A 25548-nucleotide genomic window follows, 5' to 3' on the forward strand; every position below is an offset into this window, starting at 1 on the left:
ACCCTGCGGATCGGGGCAGCTCAAATTCTCATTCCCTCCCTGCTGCCATTCCTTTCGGCAGCAAGAGGCGGTGAGAACATCGATTATGCCGGACATTTCGGCGGCGCCTTGATCGGGGCCGCGCTATCGTCGCTGCTGTTGGCTTTCTGGCCGAGAGAACGCCCGACGCCTCGTTTCGGCGCGGCGGCGACAGCCTTCAGCACTCTGTTCGTTATTATAGCGGCGGCGTCGCTTTGGCCGATCAGCAACACACGTCAATTCATCGTCAATGACCCCATGGCGAACTATTTCGCAGGAAAGTACGAGCAGGCCGCGACAGGGTTCGCCATTAGGACAACCGAGAATCCCCCGACGGCTCCCTATTATCATCTCTGGCGTTTTATGGCTCAAAGCCGGGGCAATGATGCAAAGGCAATCGCCGATCTCAAAATCGCGGCCAGTAAAACGGACGAGGGAACATGGCCCTATCCCGTTTTCAGTCTCTTTCTCGGCGAGTTGAAACCGGATGAACTGATGGCGAAAGCGGCCGATAGCAACCAGCGTTGCGAAGCCACATTTTACAATGGCGAATGGTATCTGTTGGGTGGCAACACCCAGGAGGCGCGCCAACGTTTCGAGGCTGCCTTGTCCTCCTGCCCCACGACATACATCGAATATGACGGCGCGAAGGGTGAATTGAACAGCCTCGGCGTGCAATAATTCTGTGGCCGCTCAGGCCCGAAACCAACCGGGATCGGGAAAGGCGGATGAATTCGCCAGTATCGATCACACCGCCAAGCCCGTAATCGGTAGGCGGCAGACGTCTGTTTTGTCATCCGATAGCATCGCTAAGTTGAATATCGCGCGGTCCGACGATAGCATCGCGGCAGGACATACTGTAGGATATTGTTAATAATACATTCGCTCTCCAGGAAAGACCGGGGATGGAGCGCCGTCTTGCAGCAATCCTGATCGCTGATGTCGTCGGTTACAGTCGATTGAGCCAGATCGACGAAGAGGGCACCCGCGCGCGCTTTCAGGCGGACCAGAACGACATCTTCGAGCCGGCAATCCAGCTTCACCATGGCCGGCTGGTCAAAACCATGGGCGATGGTCTGCTGGTCGAATTTCAGAGTGTCGTCGATGCCTTGCGCTGCGCGGTGGAGGTTCAGCAACTGAAAGCCACGCAGCGTGCCGCGTCGGCGCCGGAGCATCGGATCGAGTTCCGGATCGGCATCAATCTCGGCGATATCATCGTCGAGGGCGAAGACATCCAGGGCGACGGAGTCAATATCGCCGATCGAATTCAGGCGCTGGCCGAACCGGGGGGTATCGCCATATCGGGCACGACATACGACCAGGTGAAATCGAAAATCCCGGTCGGTTTCGCTTCGCTCGGCGAACAGCGGTTGAAGAGCATCACCGAACCGATCCGGGTCTATCGCATCCTGCTTGACCCGACTGCTGCCGGCAAGACTATCAAGACCCGCAGGCGGCTGCCGAGACGCCGTCTTGTTGCCGGCATAGCAGCGGCCATTGTCCTCGCGCTTGCGGGCGCAGCACTCTGGTGGCAGCCATGGATGCCGGCAAAGCCGCCGGGGCCTGGCGAACGTTTTGCCTATCCGTTGCCGGACAGGCCCTCAGTCGCGGTTCTGCCCTTCATCAATGTCAGCGGCGACAGCGAGCACGACCATCTTGCAGCGGGGTTGACGGACGATCTGATCACCGAATTGTCCAAAGTATCGGGTCTTTTCGTCATCGCCCGCCACTCGGTCTTCGCCATCCGGGACTCCGTCGGCAAGATCCAGGACGTGGCCGCCGAACTCGGCGTGAAATATGTGCTCGAAGGAACCTTGCAGCGCGCCGGGCCGCGGCTGCGGATCAATGTCAAACTGATTGACGCGGTCAGCGGCCTGTCGCTCTGGGCTGAGCGCTACGATCGCCAATATGCCGACCTCTTTGCCGTTCAGGACGATGTGATCGGCAAGATCATCTCGGCCCTGTCGGTCAAGCTCAGCGCCCGCGAGCGCGACCAACTGGCCCGGATCCCGACCGAAAATCTCGAAGCCTACGATTTTTACATGCGGGCCGAGCAGGAAGGCTTCATCTTGAGGGATGTCGATACCTATCGTCGGACGCTGTCCTTCTACCAGAAAGCGATCGATCTCGATCCGGGCTTTGCCAATGCCCATGCGGGAATCGCGCGGGTGGCCGTCGATGTCTGGCGCAACGACTATAATTACCTCTGGTCGGCTGCCGTCGCCCGCAAGATCGCCTATGACGCCGCCGGGCAAGCCCTCAAGCTCGATCCCAACAATGCCAGGGCGCACACGGTGCTTGCCCTGCTGCAATGGGTGGATGGACGCGAAACGGAGGCCAAAAATTCCGCCAACATGGCGGTTGCCATGGAGCCGAACGATGCGGAGGCCGCCGCCAACCTCGCTCTCATCCTGGTCCACACCGGAAGCAGCGGGCAGGCGATCACGGAGATGGAAAAGGCTTTGCGGCTCGACCCTTCGCCGGCGTCGAGTTTTCAACTGCTGGCGGGGATCGTCTTTTATACTGCGGGTGACGATCAGCGCGCGATCTCGCTGATAGAGCCGACGCTCGACAGCCTGCCGAAGGTCGAGCCGGCACGCGAATATCTGGCGGCGGCCTATGCCGACCAGGGCAATGAAACGAGGGCTGCAGCGGAGACGGCAAAGCTGCTGGAGCTCTTCCCGGAAAGCAATCTCACCTATTATGGCTATCTCTATGATTACTGGCGGGACGGCGATCTGCAGCGCCATCTGGCCGGATTGCGAAAGGCCGGCATTCCCGAATGGCCCTTCGGTTTTACAGGCAGTCAAGCCGACAGGCTCGGCGAGGCAGATCTGCGCAATCTTGTCGATGGCAAGAGCTGGACAGGCAAGCACAAGAACGGCACGGATTTCACTCAGTATTTCGACAAGGCTGGAAACACAGCCTATCGCAGCGCGAATACCAACATCACCGGTATCGTCGAGGTGCGGGGCGACAGTCTCTGCGAAAAATTCGACGGCTATTTCCTAGACCGGATGGTGTGCGGATATGTTTACCGCAACACCTCAGGCGAGCAGCGCGACAGGCCATACGTCCATGTCACGCCGCGCGCCTTGACGTTCTTTTCACCCACACCCTGACGGGCCGGGCGTTGCGGCTTCATTTCGTATCCGGTTGCTGCCAGACGGTGTGCATCTTCTCCGAAATCAGCGTCTGCTGCACTTCGGACCAATGCTTCTTCGAGTCGGTCACCTTGGTCGGATTTTTCTCCATGCCTTCGGCCGCGCCGGGGTCATAGCTCAGGTACAGTTTGCCATCGATGATCCGCCAAGCTTTCGGATCGATATTGGTGGTTACTGTCCCGAAAGACACGCCGTCAGCGCAATAGCCGCCATATTGCGGCGCATATTTGGATGGATCGCCCTTGAAGAGGTCGCGATTTTTAGCGCTGGCGAAATACCAAGTCGCGCCAAGCCAGTGGTGGGAATATGTCTCGGATCCTTCGACGGCCTGGTTTTCAGTGAAATAGGCGACCGGGTCGTAGCCCTTGATCGCGATATCGCCGAAATAGCCGGTATTGACGAGTTCCTCGGCCCCCGCAGGCTGAAGGAAGGAAAGCAGCATGACCGCAGCGCCAACAGCCACGCCCATTCTCTTTCCGGATTTTCGCGCATGGCCGCATTTTTGCACATGATAAGACATAACAAGCTCCGTTCCCGGACGCGGTCTGTTACTTCAAGCGAAATGCTATTGCCGTTTGGTGCATTCCTTGTAGAGCGGTTCGCCCACAAGCTCGGCTTTCTGGCAAACAGCACCGGCTTCCATGAGTAATTTGGCCGTGTCCCAATGCGCCCGCCACCCGGCTTGAGTGAGAGGCGTGTACCCGTTTCTTTCCGTCGCTTCGACATCCGCGCTCTTCGTCAGCAGAAAAGCGACCACGTCGGTGCGGCCCTCTTCGGCGGCGCCGTGCAGCGGCGACATTTGATAGAAATTCTTCCTGTCGTTGACATCAGCTCCCTCGGCGACAAGCCGTTTCACCACCTCCAGATTTCCTCCATAGGCTGCTGCATGCAGCGCCGTCAGCCCACCCTTGTTGCGAATTTCGATGTCGGCGCCGCGATCCAGCAAAAGAACGACGACATCGGCATGGCCCGCCAATGACGCGATAATCAGCGCCGGCTCGCCCGCCTCATCGAGCTCCGACAGATCGGAGCGCTGGTCCAGCAACTGTGTGACGCGGGCGATATCGCCGTCCTTGGCGGCCTGATGCAAAGGACCTGCCCATGCCGGCAGGACGCCAATGACAAGCGTAACAACAGTCGCGATAAAAATATTCACGGGCACGATCTCGGTTTGATCAGGGTTCGTATGCGCCGTTTTGTCGCGTTTTAGCACGTGTGCAACTCGTAAACAAGATTGCGCTAATGGACGCGCTCCCGGCCAACACCACTCGCGCGCTACGGCTGCGACCGGCGGTTTCATGGAATACGGTCACACTTGTTACTCCCCCTGTTCGATTTCCGATGCGAAACTATCTCAGACCAATGCGCGATGAACCGGGCTTCCAAGCCCCAGAAATCGCCCCAATGAGGAGATGGAAAGCCATGACTGCTTCAGCCGAGAATGGAAAAAGCGGACAAGCCATGCACAAGCCACCGGTCGTGTCGCCGCAGGCCTGGGAGGCGGCCCGCGAGCAGTTGCTCGTGAAGGAAAAGGCTGAGACCCGCGCACGCGACGCACTGGCCGCCGAGCGCCGGCGCATGCCGTGGATGGCTGTCGAGAAGGCCTATGCGTTCGAAGGTCCTCAGGGCAAAGTCAGCATGCTCGACCTGTTCGAAAACAGACACCAGCTCATCCTCTACCGCGCCTTCTACGAGCCCGGCGTGTTCGGCTGGCCCGAACATGCCTGCCGAGGCTGCTCGATGGTTGCCGATCAGGTTGCCCATGTCGCGCATCTCAACGCGCGCGACACAACGCTGGTCTTTGCCTCGCGTGCGCCGCAGGCCGACATTGCACGGCTGAAGGCGCGGATGGGCTGGACGATGCCGTGGGTCGCGATCACCGACAGCTTCGACAAGGACTTCGGCGTTGACGAGTGGCACGGCACCAACGTGTTCTACCGCGACGGCGAGCGCATCTTCCGCACCTATTTCATCAACAACCGCGGCGACGAGCAGATGGGCGGTACCTGGAACTATCTCGACATCACGCCGCTCGGCCGCCAGGAAGTTTGGGAGAATTCGCCCGAGGGCTATCCCCAGACCCCGACCTACAAGTGGTGGAACTGGCACGACAGCTATGTGCCGGACGCCGAGCCCGACAAGAAATGGGTCGAGGTGTCAGATGCGGGGGAGGCGGCGTTTCGGGCCGAGAGTGCAAACGAGAAACCGTAGGTCGGTCCGGCCGTATCCTCCGTCCCGGCAGGAGGGTACGGCGGTCCGTCTGAAAGTCTGCTCAACCGCAAATCTCCTTTCATGACGACGCATCAGCTGGGCAGGTCGTGGCGGCGCTGGCGCTTGCTCGGTACCGTCGCCTCCCTGCACCTTCTGCGCGCAAAATTTCACCGACATATCTCCTTACTGTCACGGAACCATGCTAGATTTCGCCCGATTTCCAGGGGAGGCGGGCATGGATACGGATTTTCGTGTGACCGGCAGGAATGCGGCAGCGCTTTTTGCGCTGACCATCCATCGCGGCGACGGCATGGTGCTGCTCGGCATGGATTGGAAGAATGGCCGACCGCCGATCGATTTCGTCGGTTTCGCCATCCAGTATCGTGAGCCGGGTACGGACTTCTTAAAGACGGTGCGCAACCGCATCGGCTTTCCGGGCCAACCGGTTCCAGACGACGGCATCCGTACCACCGAGGCGCCGATCCAGAAGTTCCGCTGGGTGCATTTTCCTTTCAACGCCGATCTGCCCGGCAAGTTTCTCTATCGCGTCACGCCCAAGTTCATGGATGCCGCGGGCGCGCTGACATCGGGCGAGGCGCAGGAGGCGGAACTGGCGCTGATGCGCGAGACCATTCCCGGCAAGCTGAACGTCGCCTTCACCCGCGGCTTCGTCTCGTCGCAGGCCTTCGTGCGCAATTTTGCCGCCGACGCGCCGACGATCATCACGCTGGTGCCGCCTGTCGGCGATGAGGGGCTGGACTTCGTGCCGACCCATGCCGATGCCGAGCGGGCGCTTGCCTGGATGGGTTTCGAGGCGCGGGCCGAAACGCTCGATCTGCTCGACAAAGCGCGCGACGCCGGCGCTGAGGTGCGCGTCATCGCCTATGATCTCAACCTGCCCGAGGTGGTCACCCGGCTGGAGGCACTGGGGCCGAGGCTCAAGATCATCATCGACGACAGCGACCGCACCAAGGGCCACGGCCGCCCGAATTCGCCGGAGACGAGGGCGGCGGAGCGGCTGATCACCTCGGCGGGTGTTGCCAACGTCAAGCGCCAGCACATGGCCAACCTGCAGCATCAGAAGTCGATCGCGGTCCGCGGCGGCGGCATTTCGACAGTGCTCTACGGTTCGACCAATCTCAGCTGGCGCGGGCTCTATGTGCAGTCGAACAACAGCCTTGCCGTCCACAGCGAAAAGGCGATCGACGATTATTTCACCGCCTTCGAGAGCTATTTCACCGCCAAACGCGCCGAAGACTTCCGCGACTCGCCAAGTTCCGCCGGCTGGATCGACCTCGGCCTCGACGGCGTCGACGCCAAGGTTGCTTTCTCGCCGCACAGCGATGCCAATGGCCGGCTGGACGAGATTGGCGCCGATATCGATACCGCCCAGTCCAGCGTGCTGTTCTCGCTCGCTTTCCTCGGCCAGATGACCAGGGGAGCGATCGGTCCGGCGCTCGGCCGCGCGCTCGAACGCCCCGAGGTGCATGTCATGGGCATCGCCGATGCCGAGGTGCGCGCCGGCAATCTCGGCCTCAACGTGCTGACGCCGGACAATCGCCGCAGGGTGGTGCGGGCGGCCGCCTTGACGGGCAACGTGCCGCCGCCCTTCCTGACGGAACCCTCGGGCCTTGCCGGCGTCGACGGCAACCAGCGCGGCACGCGCATGCACCATAAATTCGTCGTGCTCGATTTCGACAAGCCGACGGCGCGCGTCTATCTCGGCTCCTATAATTTCTCGAACCCCGCCGATGACGAGAACGGCGAGAACCTCGTCGTCGTGCGCGACCGGACGGTTGCGACCAGCTACATGATCGAGGCGCTCAGGATGTACGACCACTACATCTTCCGCGTCGCCTCCGAAGCAAGCGACGGCCCGGCCCGTCCGCTGGAGCTCAAACGCCCGCCTCAGCCTGGCGGCACGCCCTGGTTCGAGCGCGACTGGACCGACCCCATCCGCGCCCGGGACCGGGAGTTGTTTGCGCGGGCGGAGTAATGTCTGGTCACGATGGCCCTTGAACCTCAACCATTCCACGCGGGTGATTTCGAAAGGCGGTCCTTCGCTTTGGGGACGATGGCCTTGTCCGTCGAAGAGTATGCAAAGTGGCTGTCCGCATGGCCGAAGGGCCAGGGAGCACCTGACATCCCGAAGTCAAATTAATACTTTGCCGGTTGCCAACATATTCTTCTCAAGGTGGAAACATTCCGGGGACGGTTGCGTTTTACCCGCTACCGGCAGTGCGACTGACATCCCGTCTAGGAGGAGGCTTATCCATGAAGGTCATCATCGTCGAAGATGAGAATTTTATCGCTCTGGAGCTCGAACGCATTGCGCAAGAGGCCGGACACCAGACCATCGGGCCGGTTTCGACGGTTGAGCAGGCTCTCGCCTACGCTCAAAGAAGCGATGTCGCGCTCGTCGATCTCAGTCTCTCCGATGGGCTGAGTGGCGCCCAGCTGGCGCGTCGGCTGATCGACCGCCATGGGGTTGACGTCATCTTCGTAACCGGCAGTCCCGAGAATGTCGGTCACGGTATCGAAGGGGCGCTCGAGGTGATCTCCAAGCCCTTTACCGATGAGAGGATCGCCAGTGCGCTCTCGCGGGCGGAGGCCCGACGCAAAGACTTCGACAGCAGCAAAGCTGCGTTCTGAACAGCAGCAGCGCTGCGTGTTATAAGGAAATCGACGTCGCCCAGGCCGCTGCGCCTGCCCGAGGAGAAGTCCGGATGAAACACGCGCTCATTGCCGTTCTCTTCGCTCTCTCGGCCTGCGCCAGCGCAGGGGATCCGCAGCCTCTTCCCGGCAGCCTCACCTATGGAGGAAAGGTTCTCCGTTCGCCCTATCGTCCGGGAACGGTGGTCAAGAATACCTTTCTTGGCGATTTCGGTTACCGTGTGTTCGAGACCTATGTCGTCCAGCCGGACGGGACGCTGAAGCTTACCTCCCAGAGCACCGGGCCGGACTTCCTCTGGCAGTGAGGACTTCCGGTTCCTCAGCGCCCAAGCGAAGGGGTGAGCAGAGTGCCGTCCGGCGAGAGGCGTTCGGCTCGTGCGTTTTCGCTTTCGTCCTTCGCAATTGAATGTTGCGCCGCAGTAGAGATCTCGTCTATACCGCAGGCATTCACCACGGACCCGGTGAGACCCCGGGTGGCTCTTCTGGCCGCCGATCCGCCAGACAACGCAAAACCTGCATGCCATTACGCGACCGCTCGACAGAGTAGGGCCGGCCATGCTTTGCGAGAATCCATCCTATGCTGCTTTCCTCCATCCGCCGTGATTGGTCCGCCAATCCCATGCGCGAAATGCTTGCCGGAGCGGTGGCGACCTTCGCGCTGATCCCCGAGGTGATCGCCTTCTCCTTCGTGGCAGGAGTGGACCCAGAGGTCGGGCTGTTCGCCTCTTTCGTGATCGGTATCGTCATTGCATTTACCGGCGGACGTCCGGCGATGATCTCGGCCGCCGCCGGGTCGGTGGCACTCGTCGCGGCACCACTGGTGCACGCCCACGGTTTGCCCTATCTCTTTGCGGCCGGGCTGCTGGCGGGGTTGATGCAGATCACTTTCGGCCTGCTGCGGCTTGGTGTGTTGATGCGTTTCGTGTCGAAATCCGTCCGCACCGGCTTTGTCAATGCACTGGCCATCCTGATCTTTGCCGCGCAGATGCCACACATCATTGGCGTCGGCTGGATGGAATATGCCGTGCTGATCGCCGGGCTCGTCATCATCTATCTCACGCCGCGGGTCACCACCGCGATCCCGTCGCCGCTGATCTGCATCCTGATCCTGACCGTCGCCTCGATAGCGCTCGGGCTTCCGGTTCTCACTGTCGCCGATCTCGGCAAGCTGCCGGATTCGCTACCGGTGTTCGGCTGGCCGGCGGTGCCGCTGACGCTCGAAACGCTTCGGATCATTGCAGCCCCTGCGCTTGCCATTGCGATGGTCGGGCTGCTGGAATCGATGATGACGGCGAGCGTCGTCGACGATCTCACGGATACGCCGAGCTCGAAGAACCGCGAATGCACCGGTCTCGGCCTCGCCAACGCCGCCGCCAGCCTTTTCGGCGGCATCGCCGGCTGCGGCATGATCGGCCAGACGGTGAGCAACGTGAAATATGGCGGGCGCGGACGGCTCTCGACGCTGTTTGCCGGCGCGTTGTTGCTGATCCTGATGGTGCTGCTGAAGCCGTGGGTCTCCGAGGTTCCAGTCGCCGCGCTGGTGGCGATCATGGTCATGGTATCGATCGACACGTTCGACTGGTCGTCGCTGAGAGCGGTTATCGTCCATCCCCGGATGTCGAGCGCCGTCATGGTGGCGACCGTCCTCGTCACCGTCTTCACCGCCAATCTGGCGCTCGGGGTGACGGTCGGCGTGCTGCTCAGCGGCGTGTTTTTCACCTTCAAGGTTGCCCGCCTGCTGCGCGTCGACGTGGCTCCCGACCAAGCCGCCGGGCGGCTGACTTATCGCGTGTCCGGCCAGGTGTTCTTTGCCTCCGCCGACGTCTTCGTCGAAGCCTTCGACGTTCAGGACGCGGTGGGCAAGTCCGTGCTGATCGACGTGTCCGAAGCGCATTTCTGGGACATCACCGCCGTTGCCGCACTCGACAAGGTCGTGCATCGGTTCGGAGCGCACGGCATTGCCGTGGAGGTCGCAGGCCTCAACCAGGCGAGCGCAACCTTGATCGGAAGCCTCGACAGCAAGGTGGTGCTGAAAGAGGTGTGACGGCGCGAGAGCGGGCAGGGCGGTCTACTTCGGCTTGGCCGCCGTCATTGCGGTCTTCAGCTGGGTGCAGACAGGACCCAGTGCCGCGTGCATGTTATTGTCTGCTCGACGGGCAAATGTGGCCGGGGTTATTCCGGCGAGGTCGGTCGGCAGATCGAGGGGTGTTTTTCGTTCATGCACGATGAAGGTTCGATCACGCCCCAGCATGCCCATGAAGAGACCGAGCTCGAAGAGAACATTGTCGCGCGGCTGTTGGCCCGGTTTGTTCCGCTTGGAGACGAGATCGTCAGGCGTCAGCACCAGCACCGCGAAATCGAAGCTGGCCGCCGATCGCACCAGCGCCTCCAGCGTTCCCTCGCTCAGGCCGAATACGCCTTGAGACCACAGTGTGGTCTCGCAGGAGTGGTCGAGATTCAGCTGGATCGCCTCGGCGATCGGCAGTCCCTCAGCGGATGATCCGACGAATACGTTCGGGCGCTTCATCTCCATCTCTTTTTCATAGAGTGCCGCCTTTTCGCGCAGGAGCTTCAGCTTCTCGGCCATGCCGGCGCGCACGGAGCTATCCTTCACCAGATCGACGATGTTTTCCAGTTCATGCAGCCGATGGGCTTCCTCGAGCGCCTTCATGCGCCGCATGACTAGTTGCTCGCGCTCCAGCAGGATTGGCAGGATGGTCACTTCGATGTGGCGGGCGGAATCGGCCGTGACCAACGCGAACGATGCATTGGCCGTCACCGTCAGATTCACCGTTCCGAAGGCATCCGGCTTTTGAATCGCGCTTCGCAGGGTTGCAAGACTCAGCTCGAGTTCCGGCAGATCCTATGCTTCAATCTGTTCGACCGACAGGCCGAGCTGCTTCAAAAAAGGTTCCGCAACCTGGCGCAAGGTGACGAACAGATCGCCGATGCTACGGTCCATTTCGCCCTTCGCCATTACCTGCTCCCTCTCACTGCCCTTCATTCAGACAGCATCTTGCATTCGCGTAAAGAGGCAAGTCGCGTTTAGGCGTGCCGACGCCGTAACTGGGTTGCTCTACCGCGAGACGATCGCGAAATCATCGCCCCCGCCGGTTCCCGTGGCGTTCAGCCGTCTGACGGCCAGTTCGATGAATGCCTTGACCAAAGGCGGCAGGTGCCGGCTGCTGGGATAGACGACATGCAAGCCGCCGGCCGGGGTCGTATAGCCGTCGAGAACGCGGCGCAGCCGCCCGTCCTTGATGCAGGCTTCGGCGAATCGGTGCGGCAATTGCGCAATGCCATGGCCGGCGATCGCGGCGGCCATCACCGCCTGCATCTCGTTGGCGGCGAAGCGGCCCGAAACCGCGACCGTTTCCTGGCCGTGCGGGCCTTCAAGCAGCCATTGCGCATGGGCGGCCTGGCCGGCGATGACGCAGTCGTGGCGGACGAGATCTTCAGGCGCAGCGGGCGGGCCGCAGCGGGAGAGATAATCCGGGCTTGCGCAGAGAAGGCGGTGCATCGAGCCGAGTTTGCGGGCGACCAAGGTAGAATCTTCGAGGATGCCGGTGCGGAAGGCGAGGTCTATACCGTTTTCGACGAGGTTCAGCCTGTCGTCGGTCAGGCGCAGCTCGACGCTCGTTTTCGGGTAGGTCGAAAGAAATTCGAAGATCGCATCCTGGAGGAAGTGACCGCCGAAGCCGACCGGCGCCGATATGCGGATCGTGCCGGCAGGCTCCGCACGCGCTTCGGCAAGCCGCTGGTTGGCGCCTTCGATGGTGCGCAGCGCTTGGCTGATTTCTTCGTAATAGAGACGTCCTGAAGCCGTCAGGTTGAGGCTGCGGGTCGTGCGCTGCAGCAGCCGCACGCCAAGTTCGCGTTCCAGCTCGGCGATACGGCGGCTTACCGTCGTTTTCGGCATGCCGAGCAAGCGCGCGGCGGCGGTAAAGCTGCCCGCTTCGACGACTCGGGCGAAGATCATGATATCGTTGAGATCGAGCATTGTATCCTAGGATGGCACGATGTTTTCCAATTATATGCCATTATGGTTCAATGCGACAGGCCCTAACTTTGCTTCATCAGTCACAACAAGGAGCAGGCAGATGAGCAACACACGAAGCGTACTGGTCACAGGCGCCACGGGCCAGCAAGGCGGCGCGGTTGTACGCGCGTTGATGACGCGGGGACACCGCGTCAAGGCGATCACCCGCCGGCCCGAGAGCGACGGCGCAAAGCGGCTGACCGCGGCAGGAGTCCAGGTCGCCGCCGGCGATCTTGACGACGCGGCATCGGTGGCGGCGGCGGCAGAGGGCGTCGACGCGATGTTCCTGATGGGCAACAGCTACGAGGCCGGAACGGACGCGGAAACCCGTCAGGGCATTGCCGCCGCCGATGCGGCAAAGGCCGCCGGCATCGGCCACCTGATCTATTCCTCCGTCGCCGATGCCGACAAGAAGACCGGCATTCCGCATTTCGACAGCAAGTATCTCGTCGAGAAGCACATTGCAGGCCTCGGCATCCCTTACACGATCAGCGCACCCGTCGCCTTCATGGAGAACACCGTGGCGCCCTGGGCGATCGACGGGCTTCACCAGGGCGTCTATGCCGCCGCCCTGCCGCCCGCTCGCGTGCTGCAGCAGATCACCATCGATGACATCGGCGCTTTCGTCGCGGCACTGGCCGAGCGGCGTGAGCAGGTGTTCGGCAAGCGTTTCGATATTGCCGGCGACGAATTGTCGGGCGAGCAGCAGGCGAAGATCCTCACCGAGGCGCTCGGCCGCCCAATCACTTACCGGGAATTGCTGATCGCGGCGATACGGCAGCAGAGCGAGGATACGGCGCTGATGTTCGAATGGTTCGACCGCACCGGCTACGACGCCGATATCGCCGCCTTGCGCCGGGATTTCCCTGAGGTCGGCTGGCACAGCTATGCCGACTGGGCGAAGGGCTTCAACTGGAGTGTGCTCGACAAGACGGCCGGTTAGTCGCAGCGACGTCATCGAGTGGTGACATCCTGATGGAGGCGGGCTGGTCGAGTCCGCTTCCCGATCTCGTCGAGCGAGACATCGTGCTCAGGGCCGCGCTGCCGGCGCCACTGCCTGTAGCGCCGCCTCGACATTGGCGGGCAGCCGGAAGCGGCGGCGGTATTCGCCGGGCGTCAGGCCTGCCAGCTTGCGGAACAGGCGGCGAAAGGAGGCGAGGTCGGAATAGCCGACTTCGAGCGCAATCTCCTCGATCGGCCCATCCTCCATCTCGAGCATCTGCTTGGCTTCCTCGACGCGGAGCCACTGGACATATTCGAGCGGCGAATAACCCGTCGCCTTCCTGAAGCGGCGGTCAAAGGACCGCTTCGGCAGCCCGGAAAGCCTGAGTAGCTCGGCGACAATATCCGCCGACTGGTAGTGCAGGGGGGCATATTCCTGGCATTTCTTCACCGCGGCGTCGCCGTGATCGGCATTAGCGATCATCGAGGCGTAGGGCAGCTGGCCATCGCGATGCCATTGATAGAGGAAGATCTTCGATATGCGGATGGCTTCGGCCGTTCCGGCATGCCGGGCGATGAGAAAGAGCGTCAGGTCCTGCCAGGATGATGCGCCGCCGGCGCAGACGATCGAATGACCAGCGCCGGCCTGGACCAGGATGCGCTCTTCCTTAAGCTCCACATTCGGAAACTGACTGCGAAACAGCGGCGCATACATCCAGTGCGTCGTTGCCGACTGCCCTTCCAGCAGCCCCGCCTCGGCAAGCACGATTGAGCCGCCGCAGGCGGCCAGCAGGCGGGCGCCGCGCCGGTGCATCTCGACAATCCAGTTCAAGAGCCTGCGGTCGAGCGCCCTGATGGTTTCTGGCGTGTCGACAAGCACGTTCGGAACGAGGACATAGTCAGTCTCTTCGATGTCATCGATCGTTTCCTGCGGCATGATCGTCACGCCTGTTATCAGCCTCAGCGGGCCAGGCTCTGCGGCGACCAGGCGCGGCGCGAACATCACCTCGCTCGTCGGCTCGTTCGAGCTGCTCTTCCAGTTGGCGCCGGCGATCCACAGCGTGTCGAAGATACCGTACATGATCGAGGGGTCGCATTCCGGAAATGCGACGATGCTGACCCGCAACGGGCGCCCGGCGTTCTGGGAATGTGGCTCTATCGGCTTCATAGCGGCCATCCTGCCTCTGCTGCGAACCATTGGCAACACGTAAAAGACGCTTCGAAACGGGCGGCATGCCGCTGCCTGATGGAGAGGGTATCGCATCAATGGAACTGAATATCGAGAAATTGCAGACGCTGCTCGGCGTCATGGTGACTGAGCTCGGGGCAGCGCAGAACTCCGCCCTCGTCATCATCGGCGAGGAGCTGGGTCTTTATCGCAAGATGGCGGAGAGGGGAGCGATCTCATCGATCGAGCTCGCCGAAGCGACCGACACAAAAGAGCGCTACGTCAGGGAATGGCTCGCCGCCCAGGCCGCGTCGGGATTTGTCGACTATGACGCGGCGACCGGCAGGTTCACGCTTTCGCCTGAACAGGCGGCGGTCTTTGCAGTCGAGGACAGCCCGGTCAACATGATCGGCGGCTTTGTCGCCCTCGACGCCATCTATGCCGATCGCGCCAAACTCACCCATGCCTTCCGCCATGGCGGCGGCGTGTCGTGGACGGACCGGTGCAACTGCATGTTCTGCGGCACCGACCGGTTCTTCCGGCCGGGCTACAAGGCCAATCTCGTCGAGAGCTGGCTTCCGTCGCTGGAAAGTGTCGTCGAGAAGCTCGAGCGCGGCGCGTGGGTTGCCGATATTGGCTGCGGCTTCGGCTCGTCGACCCTGCTGATGGCCAAGGCCTTCCCGAAGTCGGAATTCACCGGCATCGATTTCCATGCCGCGTCGATCGAGCATGCGAGCGGGCACGCAAAGGGAATGAGCAATGTCCGGTTCGAGACGGCGCGGGCGCAGGATTTCGAGGGGGCGGGCTTCGACCTCGTCACCATTTTCGATGCGCTGCACGACATGGGCGACCCGGTCGGTGCCGTCAGACATATCGCCAAGGCTCTGAAGCCGGAGGGCACGCTGATGCTGGTCGAGCCGATGGCGGGCGACAGCCTGGCCGACAACCTCAATCCCGTTGGCCGCGTCTTCTATGCCGCCTCGGCGAACACCTGCGTTCCGGCCTCGCTCGGCCAGGAGGTGGGGGCCGCCCTCGGCGCGCAGGCCGGCCAGGCGAAGCTAACCGAGGTGCTCAAGGCGGGCGGCTTCTCGAAGGTGCGGCGCGCAACTGAGACTCCATTCAACATGGTGCTGGAGGCTCGGCTCTGACGTCTGTGGGGGCAAATCGAGATGCGGGTGGCCGATGGCCGCCCGCGGAACACACTGGAGATGCGTCCGACTTTTTCAACAGCTGCCACCCGCCATCGTCACGCCTGCGCGGTCGGCCGCACCACGATGTCGCTGATATCCACATCGGCGGGTTGCTCGATGGCGAAGGCGATGGCGCGGGCAATGGCATCGGGTGAAATTGCCATCTCGTCCATGCGTTTTGCCATATCGGCCTTGATCCCTTGGTTTGTCATGGAGTCGGCGAAATTAGTTCTGATGAATCCCGGGGAAATGTTGGTGACGCGCAGATGTTGACCGGCCTCCAGCCGCAGGCCTTCGGCGATGGTACGCATGGCATTTTTCGTGCCGGCATAGACGGCCATAGTCGGCTTGATGATGAGGCCGGCTGTCGAGAGCGTGTTGACGAAGTGGCCGAAGCCCTGGCGGCGGAACACCGGCAGAGCAGCGGCAATGCCATAGAGCGGACCCTTGATGTTGATGTCGATCATCTCCTCCCAATCCTCGACTCGCAACTCGTCGAGAGGCGAGATCGGCCCGATGCCGGCATTGTTGATCATCACGTCGATCCTGCCATAGGTGTCGCAGGCAAGCGCGACGAGGGCGGTGAGATCCTCGCGCTTCTTGACGTCCATTGCGAGGCAGACGGCTTCGCCGCCCTTGTCGGTGATGCGTTGCGCCAGCGCTTGCAGCCGATCGGCGCGGCGGGCGCCGAGCACGATCCTTGCGCCGCGCTCCGCCAGGATCAGTGCAGTGGCTTCGCCGATGCCGCTGCTTGCGCCGGTGATGGCAACAACCTTATCCTTGATAGCAGACATGTTCGTTCTCCTTTGTGCGGCTGAGGATTGCAGACGCGGACTGGAGAATCTATGCTGTGAGCTCCGTGATTTCGTCGAGATCGTCCAGGCCCCATGATCGATCCCTTGTCCGATGTGTTTTCACTGCTCGATATCGAGAGCGCGCGCTGCACACGTTTCGAGGTCGGCGGGCAATGGGCGTTTCGTTTTCCGGCCAAGCCCGCGCTCAAGTTCGTCGCCGTTCTCCGTGGCGCCTGCTCGATCGTTCTGCCTGACGAGCCGCCGTTTGCGCTTGTTGCGGGCGACACCTTCCTGCTGGCCAATGCGCCCGCCTATGTGATCGCCAACGATCTCGACCGCGAGCCGGAGGACGGGATCGCCTTCTTCGACTGGGAGCATTCCAACATCGCTCGCCACGGTGGCGACGAGACCGCGTTGATCGGCGGCAGCTTCGTCATCGAGGGCGGCAATGCCCGGTTGCTGCTCGATGCGCTGCCGCCGTTTATTCATATCCCGGCCAGCGACCGCGCGGCGACGATCCTCAGCGCCACGCTCGCGACCCTCGACGACGAACTTGGGGCCGGGCAGATGGGCTCGACGCTGATGACGCGGCGCATGGGCGATATCCTGCTCGTGCAGGCGCTGCGGGCCTATGTCGGCCGGAAGGGCGCCACCGAAACGGGATGGATCGGCGCGCTCACAAATCCGCAGATCGGCGCGGCGATCAGCCTGATCCACAACAGGCCGGGCCATCGCTGGACGGTCAACGAACTGGCGACCCGGATCGGCATGTCGCGCTCGGCCTTTGCGCAGCGCTTCAAGGAACTGGTCGGCGTCGCGCCGCTCGACTATGTCACACGCTGGCGCATGCATCGCGCCCGCGAAGCCCTGCGCCGGGAGGATGTCTCGGTCGCCGGCCTTGCCGCCGCACTCGGATACTCCTCCGAAAGCGCCTTCGGAAACGCGTTCAAGCGTGTCTTCGGGCGCGCGCCGAAGCGCTACTGGTCGGACGCGAAGCCGGGTTGATAATGGCTGTCCGCTTGCGACGGCTGCCGCGTAACCCTATTGTTCGACGGCAGACCAGCGTCCTTGAGGGGGAGACTTCAATGCCGTCGAGTTTCAATGTCGGAAGTGCGGATGGTTATGAACGGCTGATGGGGCGCTGGAGCAGGAAGCTCGCGCCGATGCTCATCGATTTCGCCGGTCTCGCGGATGGGGATCGCGTGCTCGATGTCGGCTGCGGCACCGGCAGTCTGGCGTTCACGCTGGCGGAAACGCCGGGCCTGCAGGAGATCGTCGCCGTCGACTATTCGCCGGTCTTCGTCGAGGCGGCAACGCGGCGCAACACCGATCCGCGCGTATCGATCCGGCAGGCCGATGCCTGCGCGCTTCCCTTCGAGGATGACCGCTTCGACAGGGCGATGTCGCTGCTCGTGCTGCATTTCGTGCCGGAGGCGGGAAAGGCGGTATCCGAGATGGCCCGTGTCGTGCGCCCGGGCGGCGTGGTCGCGGCCGCCGTCTGGGACCATTATGGCGGCATGTCCGGCATGCGGATGATGTGGGATACGGTGGCGATGCTTGATGAGGGCGCGCTGCCCCTGCGCCGCAAATATTGTTTCCAGCCGATGATGCGGCCGGGGGAAATGAAGGAAAGTTTCATCGCGCAGGGTCTTGCCGATGTCGAGGAAACCTCGCTGCTCATCCGGATGGAATACCTCTCCTTCGCGGACTACTGGGACCCGATCGCCGCCGGTGAGGGACCGCTCGGCAAATATGTCGCGGGGCTGGACCCGGCGAAGCGAAAAGCGGTCGATACAGCCGTCAGAGCTGCATACGAGGCGGGCGATCCGGATGGACCGCGGTCGTTCGCGTCGGTGGCGTGGGCGTGCCGGGGCAGGGTGCCGGGAAAGAGCTAGGCATAGCGTTTTCGCTATGGATGAGGGGGCTGGAGGATGCCGGGCCGGCGGGCGGGCCCTGGACGGTCGTATGCCTGCGACAAGGAGCCGCGTGGGACGCCACCCGATCACGCCAATCGTGATGGAACAGCGGCAGGATTGCTGACGTTATTGCCCGCTGTCTCCGACTGCAAACGCAGCTGCAACAGCATCACCCGCCCGTTTCGGGCACCCCTTCCGACGGCATCCGGAATTGCCCGCCTCGCCGCCGCTTTCGGACGGAGGAATATCAGATGTCCGCTTTAGAAAGCCTGCGCCGGCTGACGCCGCAGCAGCGCAACACCGTCATCGCCAGCTATCTCGGCTGGACACTCGACGCTTTCGATTTCTTCATTCTCGTCTTCGTTCTCAAATATATCGCCGAAGAATTCCACACCGACGTTCCCGCCGTCTCGGTGGCGATTTTCCTGACGCTTGCCATGCGGGCACTCGGCGCGCTGGTCTTCGGGCTGGCGGCCGACCGTTACGGGCGGCGCATCACGCTGATGGCCGACGTGCTGCTCTATTCGCTGTTCGAATTTCTGACCGGCTTCTCCACCGGGCTCACCATGTTCCTTGTGCTCAGGGCGCTCTACGGCATCGCCATGGGTGGGGAATGGGGCGTCGGCGCCTCGCTGGTTATGGAGACGGTGCCGGAGGAAAGCCGCGGCATCGTCTCGGGCATCCTGCAGGCCGGCTATCCCTCCGGCTATCTGATCGCCTCGATTGTGTTCTTTCTGCTTTTTCCTGTCATCGGCTGGCGCGGCATGTTCTTTGTCGGCGCGGTGCCAGCGCTGCTGGTGCTCTATATCCGCCGCAACGTCGAGGAAAGCCCGGCCTTCCTGAAGCGGCAGGCCGAGGGGCGCCGGCCATTCCTGACGGTCTTGCGCGAAAACATTCCGCTGTTCATCTGGGCGGTGCTTTTGATGACGGCGTTCAACTTTTTCAGCCATGGCACGCAGGATATCTACCCGACTTTCCTGGAGACGCAGCGCAACTATTCGAGCTATACGGTCGGCGCGATCGCCATCGTCTACAATATCGGGGCGATCTGCGGCGGGCTGTTCTTCGGGGCGCTGTCGCAGCGGATCGGCCGGAAGAAGGCGATCGTCATCGCCACGTTGATCGCTGTGCCCGTCGCGCCGCTCTGGGCCTATGCGCCCGGGCCGGTGCTGCTTGCCATCGGCGCCTTCCTGATGCAGTTCTTCGTCCAGGGCGCCTGGGGCATCGTGCCGGTGCATCTGAACGAGCTGTCCCCGGACGAGGTGCGCGGCACATTCCCCGGCTTTGCCTATCAGCTCGGCAACCTGCTGGCGTCAGGCAATGCGACGCTGCAGGCGGGGTTAGCTGTCCGCTGGGACGGCGACTATGCCTATGCGCTCCTGATCGTCGCGGCAGTCGTGGCGCTCATCGTCGCGGCCCTTGCCGGCTTCGGCTACGAGAAGAAGGATGTCCGCTTCGGCACGGAGGAGGCCGAGGAACCGCATGGCGCGATGCGAATCTAGCGCTGCCTGCGGTTATGAAGGCCGGCGGCGACAGCTGCCGGCCTTTCCTTGCGCCCTGCCGCCCGATCACAGATGCCTTTCAGGCGCTCACCACCTTGCAGGCGCAGATGCGATCGTAAAATGCCTTTCCTCGCCGGATGAGCGGCAAGAGCCACCCGGTCACGGCCGCCATTGTCCAGACGACGTAGAATCCGGGCGTGCCATCGTACGAAGGTACAAATCCTTTGCTGAACGCGGCAAGCAATGTGTCGAAATCCTGCGCCGGGTAGACCGGAAGCAGCGACATTGCGAAAACCCCGGCGCTAAAAAGCAGACACGGGCTGAATTTGAGGATTTCCCGTTTAAACGCGGTGCCGAAGTCGGGATTTTCTCCATCGTTGGATTGGACTCTCAGGAAGAAAACCGCCTTTCCGAATGTGCGGCGGCCATTCGCGGAAAAGCTGGCGAAAGCCAGCACGATCAGCATGGTGTTGGCTGTGCCTGATATCAAGCCGGGATACGCAGGTATGGTCTTGATCACCGGATTGTCGTCGGCGTCCAGAGGGACGGTCAGCTCTTGAGCTGACGTCACGTAGTCCCATGGTTCGATCAGAACAATTGTCTGCAGATATCTCTGCTTTCCAAAACCAAATTGACGCACTTCGCAGATCTTGTTGGTGCGAAATTCGTTCGTCTTCAACGGCCAGCCGGCGTCAATTCGCTTTGCAAGCTGATCAGGCACTCCCTCTGTGCATTCCATGGAGGGCCATCCGGGGAAGTGGTAGCCCGCAGGGAAGGCCGTTGAAATGTAATGAACTGCTATGAGGATGGCAGCTTGAAAGATGACAATGTCGACGGCAAGGGCTGCGAGGCGTCGCCAAAAGTAGCGGGAAGGCAAAGCGATGGATTGCGGCATCTCCTGTGTCGTGTCCATGTCGCCCCCTATGTATTCGCGCAGCCTAGTCCAGCGCGTTGAGTCGTTTCAACATTAAGTGGAAATGCGCGGCATTTGTCACAGAAGCATCGTGCTCTTGCGAATCCGGTTCTGGTGCAATTTCTGCGGTGGGAAGGCGAACCGCAGCGCGACCTGCCTGATATCCGCATCGTCTCGGTGGCGTAAGGTCGCAGCCATTCCCGGGGCTTGCCGTCCAATGGCAGCATGCTAGTTAAGGGCTGCCGGTATCTCCCTGCCGGATCGGTTTTTCCCTTCACAGCTCCCGAGTTTTCCTATGCCATTTTCTCCCGCCGCCATCTGGCCCGTCGTCATGCTGTTTGCCTCCAATATTTTCATGACCTTTGCCTGGTATGGGCATCTCAAGCACAAGAGCAGCGCCATCTTCCTCGCCATCATTGTCAGCTGGGGCATCGCCTTTTTCGAATACTGCCTGGCGGTGCCGGCCAACCGTATCGGTTCGGCGGTTTATACGACGGCGCAGCTGAAGACGATGCAGGAGGTGATCACGCTGATCGTCTTTGCGGGCTTTTCGATCTTCTGGCTCGGCGAGAACCTGACCTGGAACCATGCGATCGGCTTTGCCCTGATCGCAATCGGAGCATCCTTCATCTTCCGTGCATAAACTTTAGCCTTTTCAATAGATTACAAATTGTCCATGTCGGGAAAACGCCACATTTCCTACAGATTGGCGTCGCAATTCGTTGAGACCCTGTCACCTCAAGCATTTCCGTGTCACGGAAATGCTCTGACGTTTGTTTCACGCAATTCCGGACGCAAAACCGCGACGCACTTTTGCTGGAATTGCTTTAGCGGTGATCAGGAGGTGAACGGCCATGAGCCTCTCTTTCCCTACGATGGCGGCGATCCGGTTCGGCTATGGTTTTCGGCCGGGCGAAACTCCGCCCAGCAGCAAGGACGATCTCATCGGCCAGCTGCGCGTGGGGGGGGCGGCAACGCCGGATTTTCCCCTCGGCGGCCCCGACATGCGCCACCAGGCGATTCTCAGCCTGCAGGCGCAGCTGCAACAGATCCGGCAAGACGCCAAGACGGTGACCGACGATACGACGCAGCGCGAGATGCGCAAAGGGGTGCAGCGGCAAGCGCAGCAGCAGTTCCAGCATGATGCGAACCTCCGGTTGATGCAGGCGGTGCTGTCGCCGTACGGCTTCTACGAGCGGCTGGCGACCTTCTGGACTGATCATTTCTCCACCAGCGCCAACAAGAGCCTGCCGATGCGTCTCATCGTGCCGCTCTACGAGGCCGAGGCGATCCGGCCGTTCATATCAGGCAAGTTCGGCGATCTCTTGCGCAATGCCACCGCCCATCCGGCCATGCTGATCTATCTCGACCAGGCGGATTCGCTCGGGCCGGATTCGGCCGGTGGCATCAAGCGCAACAAAGGGCTGAACGAAAATCTCGGCCGCGAACTGCTGGAGCTGCACACGCTCGGCGCCGGCAGCGGTTACAGCCAGGCGGATGTCACGGCGGCAGCCATGGTGCTGACGGGGCTCACCATCGACCGCAAGGAGATGGACATCGCCTTCCGGCCGAACATTTCGGAGCCCGGCGTACATGAGGTGCTCGGCGTCAGCTATGGCGGGCGCAGGCGTTCGCGCGACGATTATCTCGACATGCTCGATGATCTCGCGCTCCATCCGAAGACGGCGGCGCATATCAGCCGCAAGCTCGCGGTGCATTTCATCGCCGACCAGCCCGACGAGGGCATGGTGTCCGATATGGCCGAGGCCTGGAAGAAGACGGATGGCGATCTGACTGCCGTCTACACCGCCATGCTAGATCATCCCGCCGCCTGGCGCGACGAGGGCGCCAAGGCGCGCCAGCCCTTCGATTATATCGTCGCCGGCCTGAGGGCGCTGAATGCGGGGCCGGTCAACGGCGTTGTCGGCAGCTTCCTCGCGGCTAACCAGCAAGGCACGGACGAGGGCGACATGGCGGCGAACACGCCCGGCATGGCAGGATCGCCGGTGCCGACGGATCCTGCCGGCGAGGCGAGGGACAAGCGCCTCAAGGCGTTCCGGACGGCGCGGGCGCTGGGGCAGGGCGCGCTCAGGCGCATGGGCCAGCCGACCTGGTTGCCGCCGAGTCCGGCCGGTTTCGAGGAAGGCTTCTCCGCCTGGATCACCGGCAGCCAGCTCGCCGAGCGGCTGGCCTGGGCAAGGCGGGCCGCAGCACAGTTCGGCCGGGACGAGGATCCGCGCGAATTCCTGAAATCGACGCTTGCCGATGCCGCCCGTGACGAGACGATCCGCGTGGTGTCGCAGGCGCCGAACAAGATCAGCGGGTTGACGCTGGTATTGGCATCGCCCGAATTCAATCGCCGCTAAGCAGACTTTCGTTGGCAAGCCAACGCTTCGTCTGCTTAGCTCCTTTGTTTTGTCGCAGGTTCTGGCCGGAAAACCGTTGGACACTTTCCGGAACCTGCTTAGGAGGCTCCGCCCGTGACGCTGCCCATGAACCAGATTTCGCTGTCGCGCCGCGGCTTTCTGACGTCGGCCTGCTGTCTCGCCGCCGCTCCCATTTTCACGCCCGTCACCTTCGCGGCGATGCCGGGTGATAACCGCTTCGTCACCATCGTGCTGCGCGGCGCGATGGACGGGCTGGATCTGGTGCAGCCCTATGGCGATGCCCGCTTTGCGGCGCTCAGGCCGACACTGGCGCTGACGCCCGAGACCGGGCTTCTCGATCTCGATGGGCATTTCGGCCTCAATCCTGCGGCCGCCGAGCTGATGCCTCTCTGGAAGAGCCGCGAGCTTGCCTTCGTGCATGCGGTGTCGACGCCCTACCGCGACCAGCGCAGCCATTTCGACGGGCAGGACATGCTGGAATCCGGCGGCGAACACGTCGCCGAGGAAAAGACCGGCTGGCTGAACCGGGCGCTCGCTGTCATTCCGCGCTCGGATGCGCGCAAGGCAATCGACATCAACACCTCGACAGAGCTGATCCTCTCCGGGCCGAACAATGTCGATGTCTGGGCATCGGATTCCAATCTGGCGCCGGCGCGCGACGAGATGCAGTTCCTGGCGCGGCTCTATGCCGGCGATCCGCCGTTCGCCGAGGCGCTTGCCGAGGCGACGCGGGCCAACAGCGCGTCGATGATGGTCGAGCCGGAGGGCCAGCACGGCGCAAAGATCGCCGATGTGGCGGCGCTCGCCGCCAACATGCTGAAGGGCGATTACCGCATCGCCAGCTTCTCGATATCAGGCTGGGACACCCATATCGGCCAGGCCGGCCAGTTCAAGCGGCCGGTGCAGGACCTTTCGCAGGCAATCAATACGTTGAAGACCACGCTCGGGCCCGAGATCTGGGCAAAGACGGTGGTGCTTGCCATGACCGAGTTCGGCCGCACCGTCCGCCAGAACGGCTCAGCCGGTACCGACCACGGCACCGGCGGCTGCGCGCTGCTATCAGGCGGCGCCATCAACGGTGGCCGCATCCTCGGCCGCTGGCCGGGCATCGGCGACGGCCAGCTGCTCGACGACCGCGATCTGATGCCGACCGCCGACGTGCGCGAACTGGCCGCGGCGATGCTCTACCGGCAGTTCGATGTGTCTGCCGATGATTTGACGGGGAAGATCTTCCCGGGGCTGGGGTTTGATAAGGGGTCGCAGTTTTTGAAGGTGTGAGGGTGGGCGGGGAGGAGCGGCACACCGACCAGCCCTCATGGTGAGGAGGCCCAAAGGGCCGTCTCGAACCACGGGGGCGGGTGGCTGAGCGCCACGCCGGCATCCGCATTCAGCGAAATGGGTGGCCAGCCTCGTCCTTCGAGGCCCCTGCGGGGCACCTCAGGATCAGGCTGGAGAGAGGGTGCGGCGGTCAGCTAAAGAGTCCGCCAGGCGGGTGGCTTCAGCGGCATCCGCATTTGCCGAGGTTGGGGAGAGGCCTTACCGGCCGGTCATCTTCAGTGCTGCCTCTGGCAGCCGCTCACCCTGAACCTCGATGCCGGCGAGGGCGGCGTCGATTTCGGCGAGGTCGTCGGCGAGCAGGTCGACGTCTACCGCCCCGAGATTCTCTTCCAACCGGTGCTGCTTCGTTGTTCCCGGGATCGGGACGATCCATGGCTTTTGGGCGAGCAGCCAGGAGAGGGCGATTTGCGCGGGTGTTGCGCCCTTGCGGTCGCCGATCCGCCTGATCAGGTCGACGAGCGCAAAATTGGCCTTGCGCGCCTCGGGTGAAAAACGCGGCACGCTGTTGCGGAAATCGCTTGGATCGAACTTGGTGTTCTCGTCGATCTTGCCGGTCAAAAAGCCTGCGCCGAGTGGGCTGAAGGGCACGAAGCCGATGCCGAGTTGCTCAAGGGCGGGCAGCAATTCCGCCTCGGGGCCGCGCCAGAAGAGCGAATATTCGCTCTGAACGGCGGTCACCTTCTGGACGGCATGGGCGCGGCGGATCGTCTGAACGCCGGCTTCGGAAAGCCCGAAATGTTTGACCTTGCCGGCTGCGATCAAGTCCTTGACGGCGCCGGCCACATCTTCGATCGGCACGTCGGGATCGACGCGGTGCTGGTAAAACAGGTCGATGCGATCCGTCTTCAGGCGGCGCAGACAGGCATCGGCGACCGCCTTGACGTGCTCGGGGCGGCTGTTGGTGCCGCCGCGGCGTTCGCCGGTTTGCAGGTCGATATCGAAGCCGAATTTGGTGGCGATGACCACCTGGTCGCGGATCGGCGCGAGCGCCTTGCCAATAAGCTCTTCATTGACGAAAGGGCCATAGGCTTCGGCCGTGTCGAACAAGGTCACGCCCTGCTGATGGGCGGTGCGCATCAACCTGATCATCTCGCTTTCGTCGGCGGGCGGGCCGTAAGCTGAGCTCATGCTCATGCAGCCGAGACCGAGTGCGGAGACTTGGAGGTCGCCGAGATTGCGTGTTTTCATGGTCGTATCCGTTCGTGGTTTTGCTTGGGCTCGGAAAAGTCCGTTCCGCGGTGCGGGAGCAGCCGGGCTCTCGGTCGAGTTGACGTGAACTTAGTCCTCTTGCCA

The 25548-nt window shown here is 62.3% G+C and carries 22 protein-coding genes, 1 pseudogene and 1 other annotated feature; of the genes and pseudogenes, 15 read left to right on the plus strand and 8 right to left on the minus strand.

All coding sequences use genetic code 11. The annotated features are described in order from the left end of the window. Both HX899_RS35170 and HX899_RS21180 read left to right on the plus strand, forming a co-directional pair. Positions 1-699, plus strand: a pseudogene (locus HX899_RS35170) (rhomboid family intramembrane serine protease); the annotation flags it as partial. Between the two features lie 224 nt (positions 700-923). Beyond that, positions 924-3140, plus strand: a complete 2217-nt coding sequence (locus HX899_RS21180) for an adenylate/guanylate cyclase domain-containing protein (protein WP_181293318.1) — start codon at positions 924-926, stop codon at positions 3138-3140. A gap of 19 nt (positions 3141-3159) precedes the next feature. Here HX899_RS21180 and HX899_RS21185 read toward each other — a convergent pair whose 3' ends face one another. Together HX899_RS21185 and HX899_RS21190 are read right to left on the minus strand one after the other, a co-directional pair. Further along, on the minus strand, positions 3160-3651 hold the full coding sequence (locus tag HX899_RS21185) for a YHS domain-containing (seleno)protein (protein WP_138329040.1): 492 nt from the start codon (positions 3649-3651) through the stop codon (positions 3160-3162). A 96-nt stretch (positions 3652-3747) separates the two neighbouring features. Beyond that, positions 3748-4395 carry an ankyrin repeat domain-containing protein gene (locus HX899_RS21190; protein WP_138329041.1) on the minus strand — a complete coding sequence of 216 codons (648 nt, stop codon included), beginning with the start codon at positions 4393-4395 and terminating at the stop codon, positions 3748-3750. A gap of 209 nt (positions 4396-4604) precedes the next feature. Between HX899_RS21190 and HX899_RS21195 the strand changes: the two genes are divergently transcribed. The 5 genes from HX899_RS21195 to HX899_RS21215 all read left to right on the plus strand — a co-directional run bounded on the left by HX899_RS21195 (position 4605) and on the right by HX899_RS21215 (position 10110). Next, entirely contained in the window at positions 4605-5393 is a 789-nt protein-coding gene (locus tag HX899_RS21195; protein WP_138329042.1) for a thioredoxin family protein, read from the plus strand. Between the two features lie 235 nt (positions 5394-5628). Further along, a complete protein-coding gene (locus HX899_RS21200) occupies positions 5629-7389 on the plus strand; it encodes a phospholipase D-like domain-containing protein (protein WP_138329043.1) in 1761 nt (586 codons plus the stop codon). Positions 7390-7667: 278 nt separating this feature from the next. Beyond that, positions 7668-8045 carry a response regulator gene (locus HX899_RS21205; RefSeq protein ID WP_138329044.1) on the plus strand — a complete coding sequence of 126 codons (378 nt, stop codon included), beginning with the start codon at positions 7668-7670 and terminating at the stop codon, positions 8043-8045. Between the two features lie 74 nt (positions 8046-8119). After that, positions 8120-8371, plus strand: a complete 252-nt coding sequence (locus HX899_RS21210) for a hypothetical protein (protein ID WP_131663617.1) — start codon at positions 8120-8122, stop codon at positions 8369-8371. A 146-nt stretch (positions 8372-8517) separates the two neighbouring features. Then, positions 8518-8573, plus strand: a sequence feature (sul1 is cis-regulatory element that is thought to sense ions involved in sulfur or methionine metabolism; They are found in Alphaproteobacteria). Between the two features lie 70 nt (positions 8574-8643). Next, complete coding sequence (locus tag HX899_RS21215) at positions 8644-10110, plus strand: SulP family inorganic anion transporter (protein WP_138329045.1); 1467 nt, start codon at positions 8644-8646, stop codon at positions 10108-10110. 24 nt (positions 10111-10134) lie between these two features. On the opposite strand, the gene HX899_RS35590 is transcribed toward HX899_RS21215, so the two are convergent. Together HX899_RS35590 and HX899_RS21225 are read right to left on the minus strand one after the other, a co-directional pair. Beyond that, positions 10135-10845 (minus strand): nucleotide-binding protein, encoded by a 711-nt coding sequence (locus tag HX899_RS35590; protein WP_210273804.1) that lies wholly within the window; start codon positions 10843-10845, stop codon positions 10135-10137. 297 nt (positions 10846-11142) lie between these two features. Next, the gene (locus HX899_RS21225) at positions 11143-12066 is read right to left on the minus strand and encodes a LysR family transcriptional regulator (RefSeq protein WP_138329047.1); all 924 of its coding nucleotides are present in this window, start codon (positions 12064-12066) and stop codon (positions 11143-11145) included. Between the two features lie 100 nt (positions 12067-12166). Between HX899_RS21225 and HX899_RS21230 the strand changes: the two genes are divergently transcribed. Further along, positions 12167-13048 (plus strand): NmrA/HSCARG family protein, encoded by an 882-nt coding sequence (locus HX899_RS21230; protein ID WP_138329048.1) that lies wholly within the window; start codon positions 12167-12169, stop codon positions 13046-13048. An 87-nt stretch (positions 13049-13135) separates the two neighbouring features. On the opposite strand, the gene HX899_RS21235 is transcribed toward HX899_RS21230, so the two are convergent. Next, positions 13136-14215 carry a GlxA family transcriptional regulator gene (locus HX899_RS21235; RefSeq protein WP_138329049.1) on the minus strand — a complete coding sequence of 360 codons (1080 nt, stop codon included), beginning with the start codon at positions 14213-14215 and terminating at the stop codon, positions 13136-13138. A gap of 98 nt (positions 14216-14313) precedes the next feature. Here HX899_RS21235 and HX899_RS21240 point away from each other — a divergent pair, with 98 nt between their 5' ends. After that, complete coding sequence (locus HX899_RS21240; RefSeq protein WP_138329050.1) at positions 14314-15363, plus strand: trans-aconitate 2-methyltransferase; 1050 nt, start codon at positions 14314-14316, stop codon at positions 15361-15363. Positions 15364-15461: 98 nt separating this feature from the next. Here the strand turns inward: HX899_RS21240 and HX899_RS21245 are convergent, their stop codons facing one another. Further along, on the minus strand, positions 15462-16199 hold the full coding sequence (locus HX899_RS21245) for an SDR family oxidoreductase (RefSeq protein ID WP_138329051.1): 738 nt from the start codon (positions 16197-16199) through the stop codon (positions 15462-15464). A gap of 93 nt (positions 16200-16292) precedes the next feature. On the opposite strand from HX899_RS21245, the gene HX899_RS21250 reads away from it, so the two are divergent. The 3 genes from HX899_RS21250 (at position 16293) to HX899_RS21260 (ending at position 19617) form a co-directional block, all read left to right on the plus strand. Beyond that, positions 16293-17204: an AraC family transcriptional regulator gene (locus tag HX899_RS21250; protein ID WP_138329052.1), complete on the plus strand. Its 912-nt coding sequence runs from the start codon at positions 16293-16295 to the stop codon at positions 17202-17204. Positions 17205-17284: 80 nt separating this feature from the next. Further along, entirely contained in the window at positions 17285-18094 is an 810-nt protein-coding gene (locus HX899_RS21255) for a class I SAM-dependent methyltransferase (RefSeq protein WP_181293320.1), read from the plus strand. Between the two features lie 272 nt (positions 18095-18366). After that, positions 18367-19617, plus strand: a complete 1251-nt coding sequence (locus HX899_RS21260) for an MFS transporter (RefSeq protein WP_181293321.1) — start codon at positions 18367-18369, stop codon at positions 19615-19617. Between the two features lie 79 nt (positions 19618-19696). Here the strand turns inward: HX899_RS21260 and HX899_RS21265 are convergent, their stop codons facing one another. Beyond that, positions 19697-20530 carry an RDD family protein gene (locus HX899_RS21265; RefSeq protein WP_181293322.1) on the minus strand — a complete coding sequence of 278 codons (834 nt, stop codon included), beginning with the start codon at positions 20528-20530 and terminating at the stop codon, positions 19697-19699. A 295-nt stretch (positions 20531-20825) separates the two neighbouring features. On the opposite strand from HX899_RS21265, the gene HX899_RS21270 reads away from it, so the two are divergent. The 3 genes from HX899_RS21270 to HX899_RS21280 all read left to right on the plus strand — a co-directional run bounded on the left by HX899_RS21270 (position 20826) and on the right by HX899_RS21280 (position 24195). Then, entirely contained in the window at positions 20826-21173 is a 348-nt protein-coding gene (locus tag HX899_RS21270) for a DMT family protein (RefSeq protein WP_168311652.1), read from the plus strand. 211 nt (positions 21174-21384) lie between these two features. Further along, positions 21385-22896 (plus strand): DUF1800 family protein, encoded by a 1512-nt coding sequence (locus HX899_RS21275; RefSeq protein ID WP_181293323.1) that lies wholly within the window; start codon positions 21385-21387, stop codon positions 22894-22896. 114 nt (positions 22897-23010) lie between these two features. Next, the gene (locus HX899_RS21280; protein ID WP_181293324.1) at positions 23011-24195 is read left to right on the plus strand and encodes a DUF1501 domain-containing protein; all 1185 of its coding nucleotides are present in this window, start codon (positions 23011-23013) and stop codon (positions 24193-24195) included. Between the two features lie 258 nt (positions 24196-24453). Here HX899_RS21280 and HX899_RS21285 read toward each other — a convergent pair whose 3' ends face one another. Continuing rightward, a complete protein-coding gene (locus tag HX899_RS21285; RefSeq protein WP_181293325.1) occupies positions 24454-25443 on the minus strand; it encodes an aldo/keto reductase in 990 nt (329 codons plus the stop codon). Positions 25444-25548 lie beyond the last annotated feature (105 nt).

The organism is Rhizobium sp. WYCCWR 11146, from assembly GCF_013591995.1.
Classification (GTDB): domain Bacteria; phylum Pseudomonadota; class Alphaproteobacteria; order Rhizobiales; family Rhizobiaceae; genus Rhizobium; species Rhizobium indicum.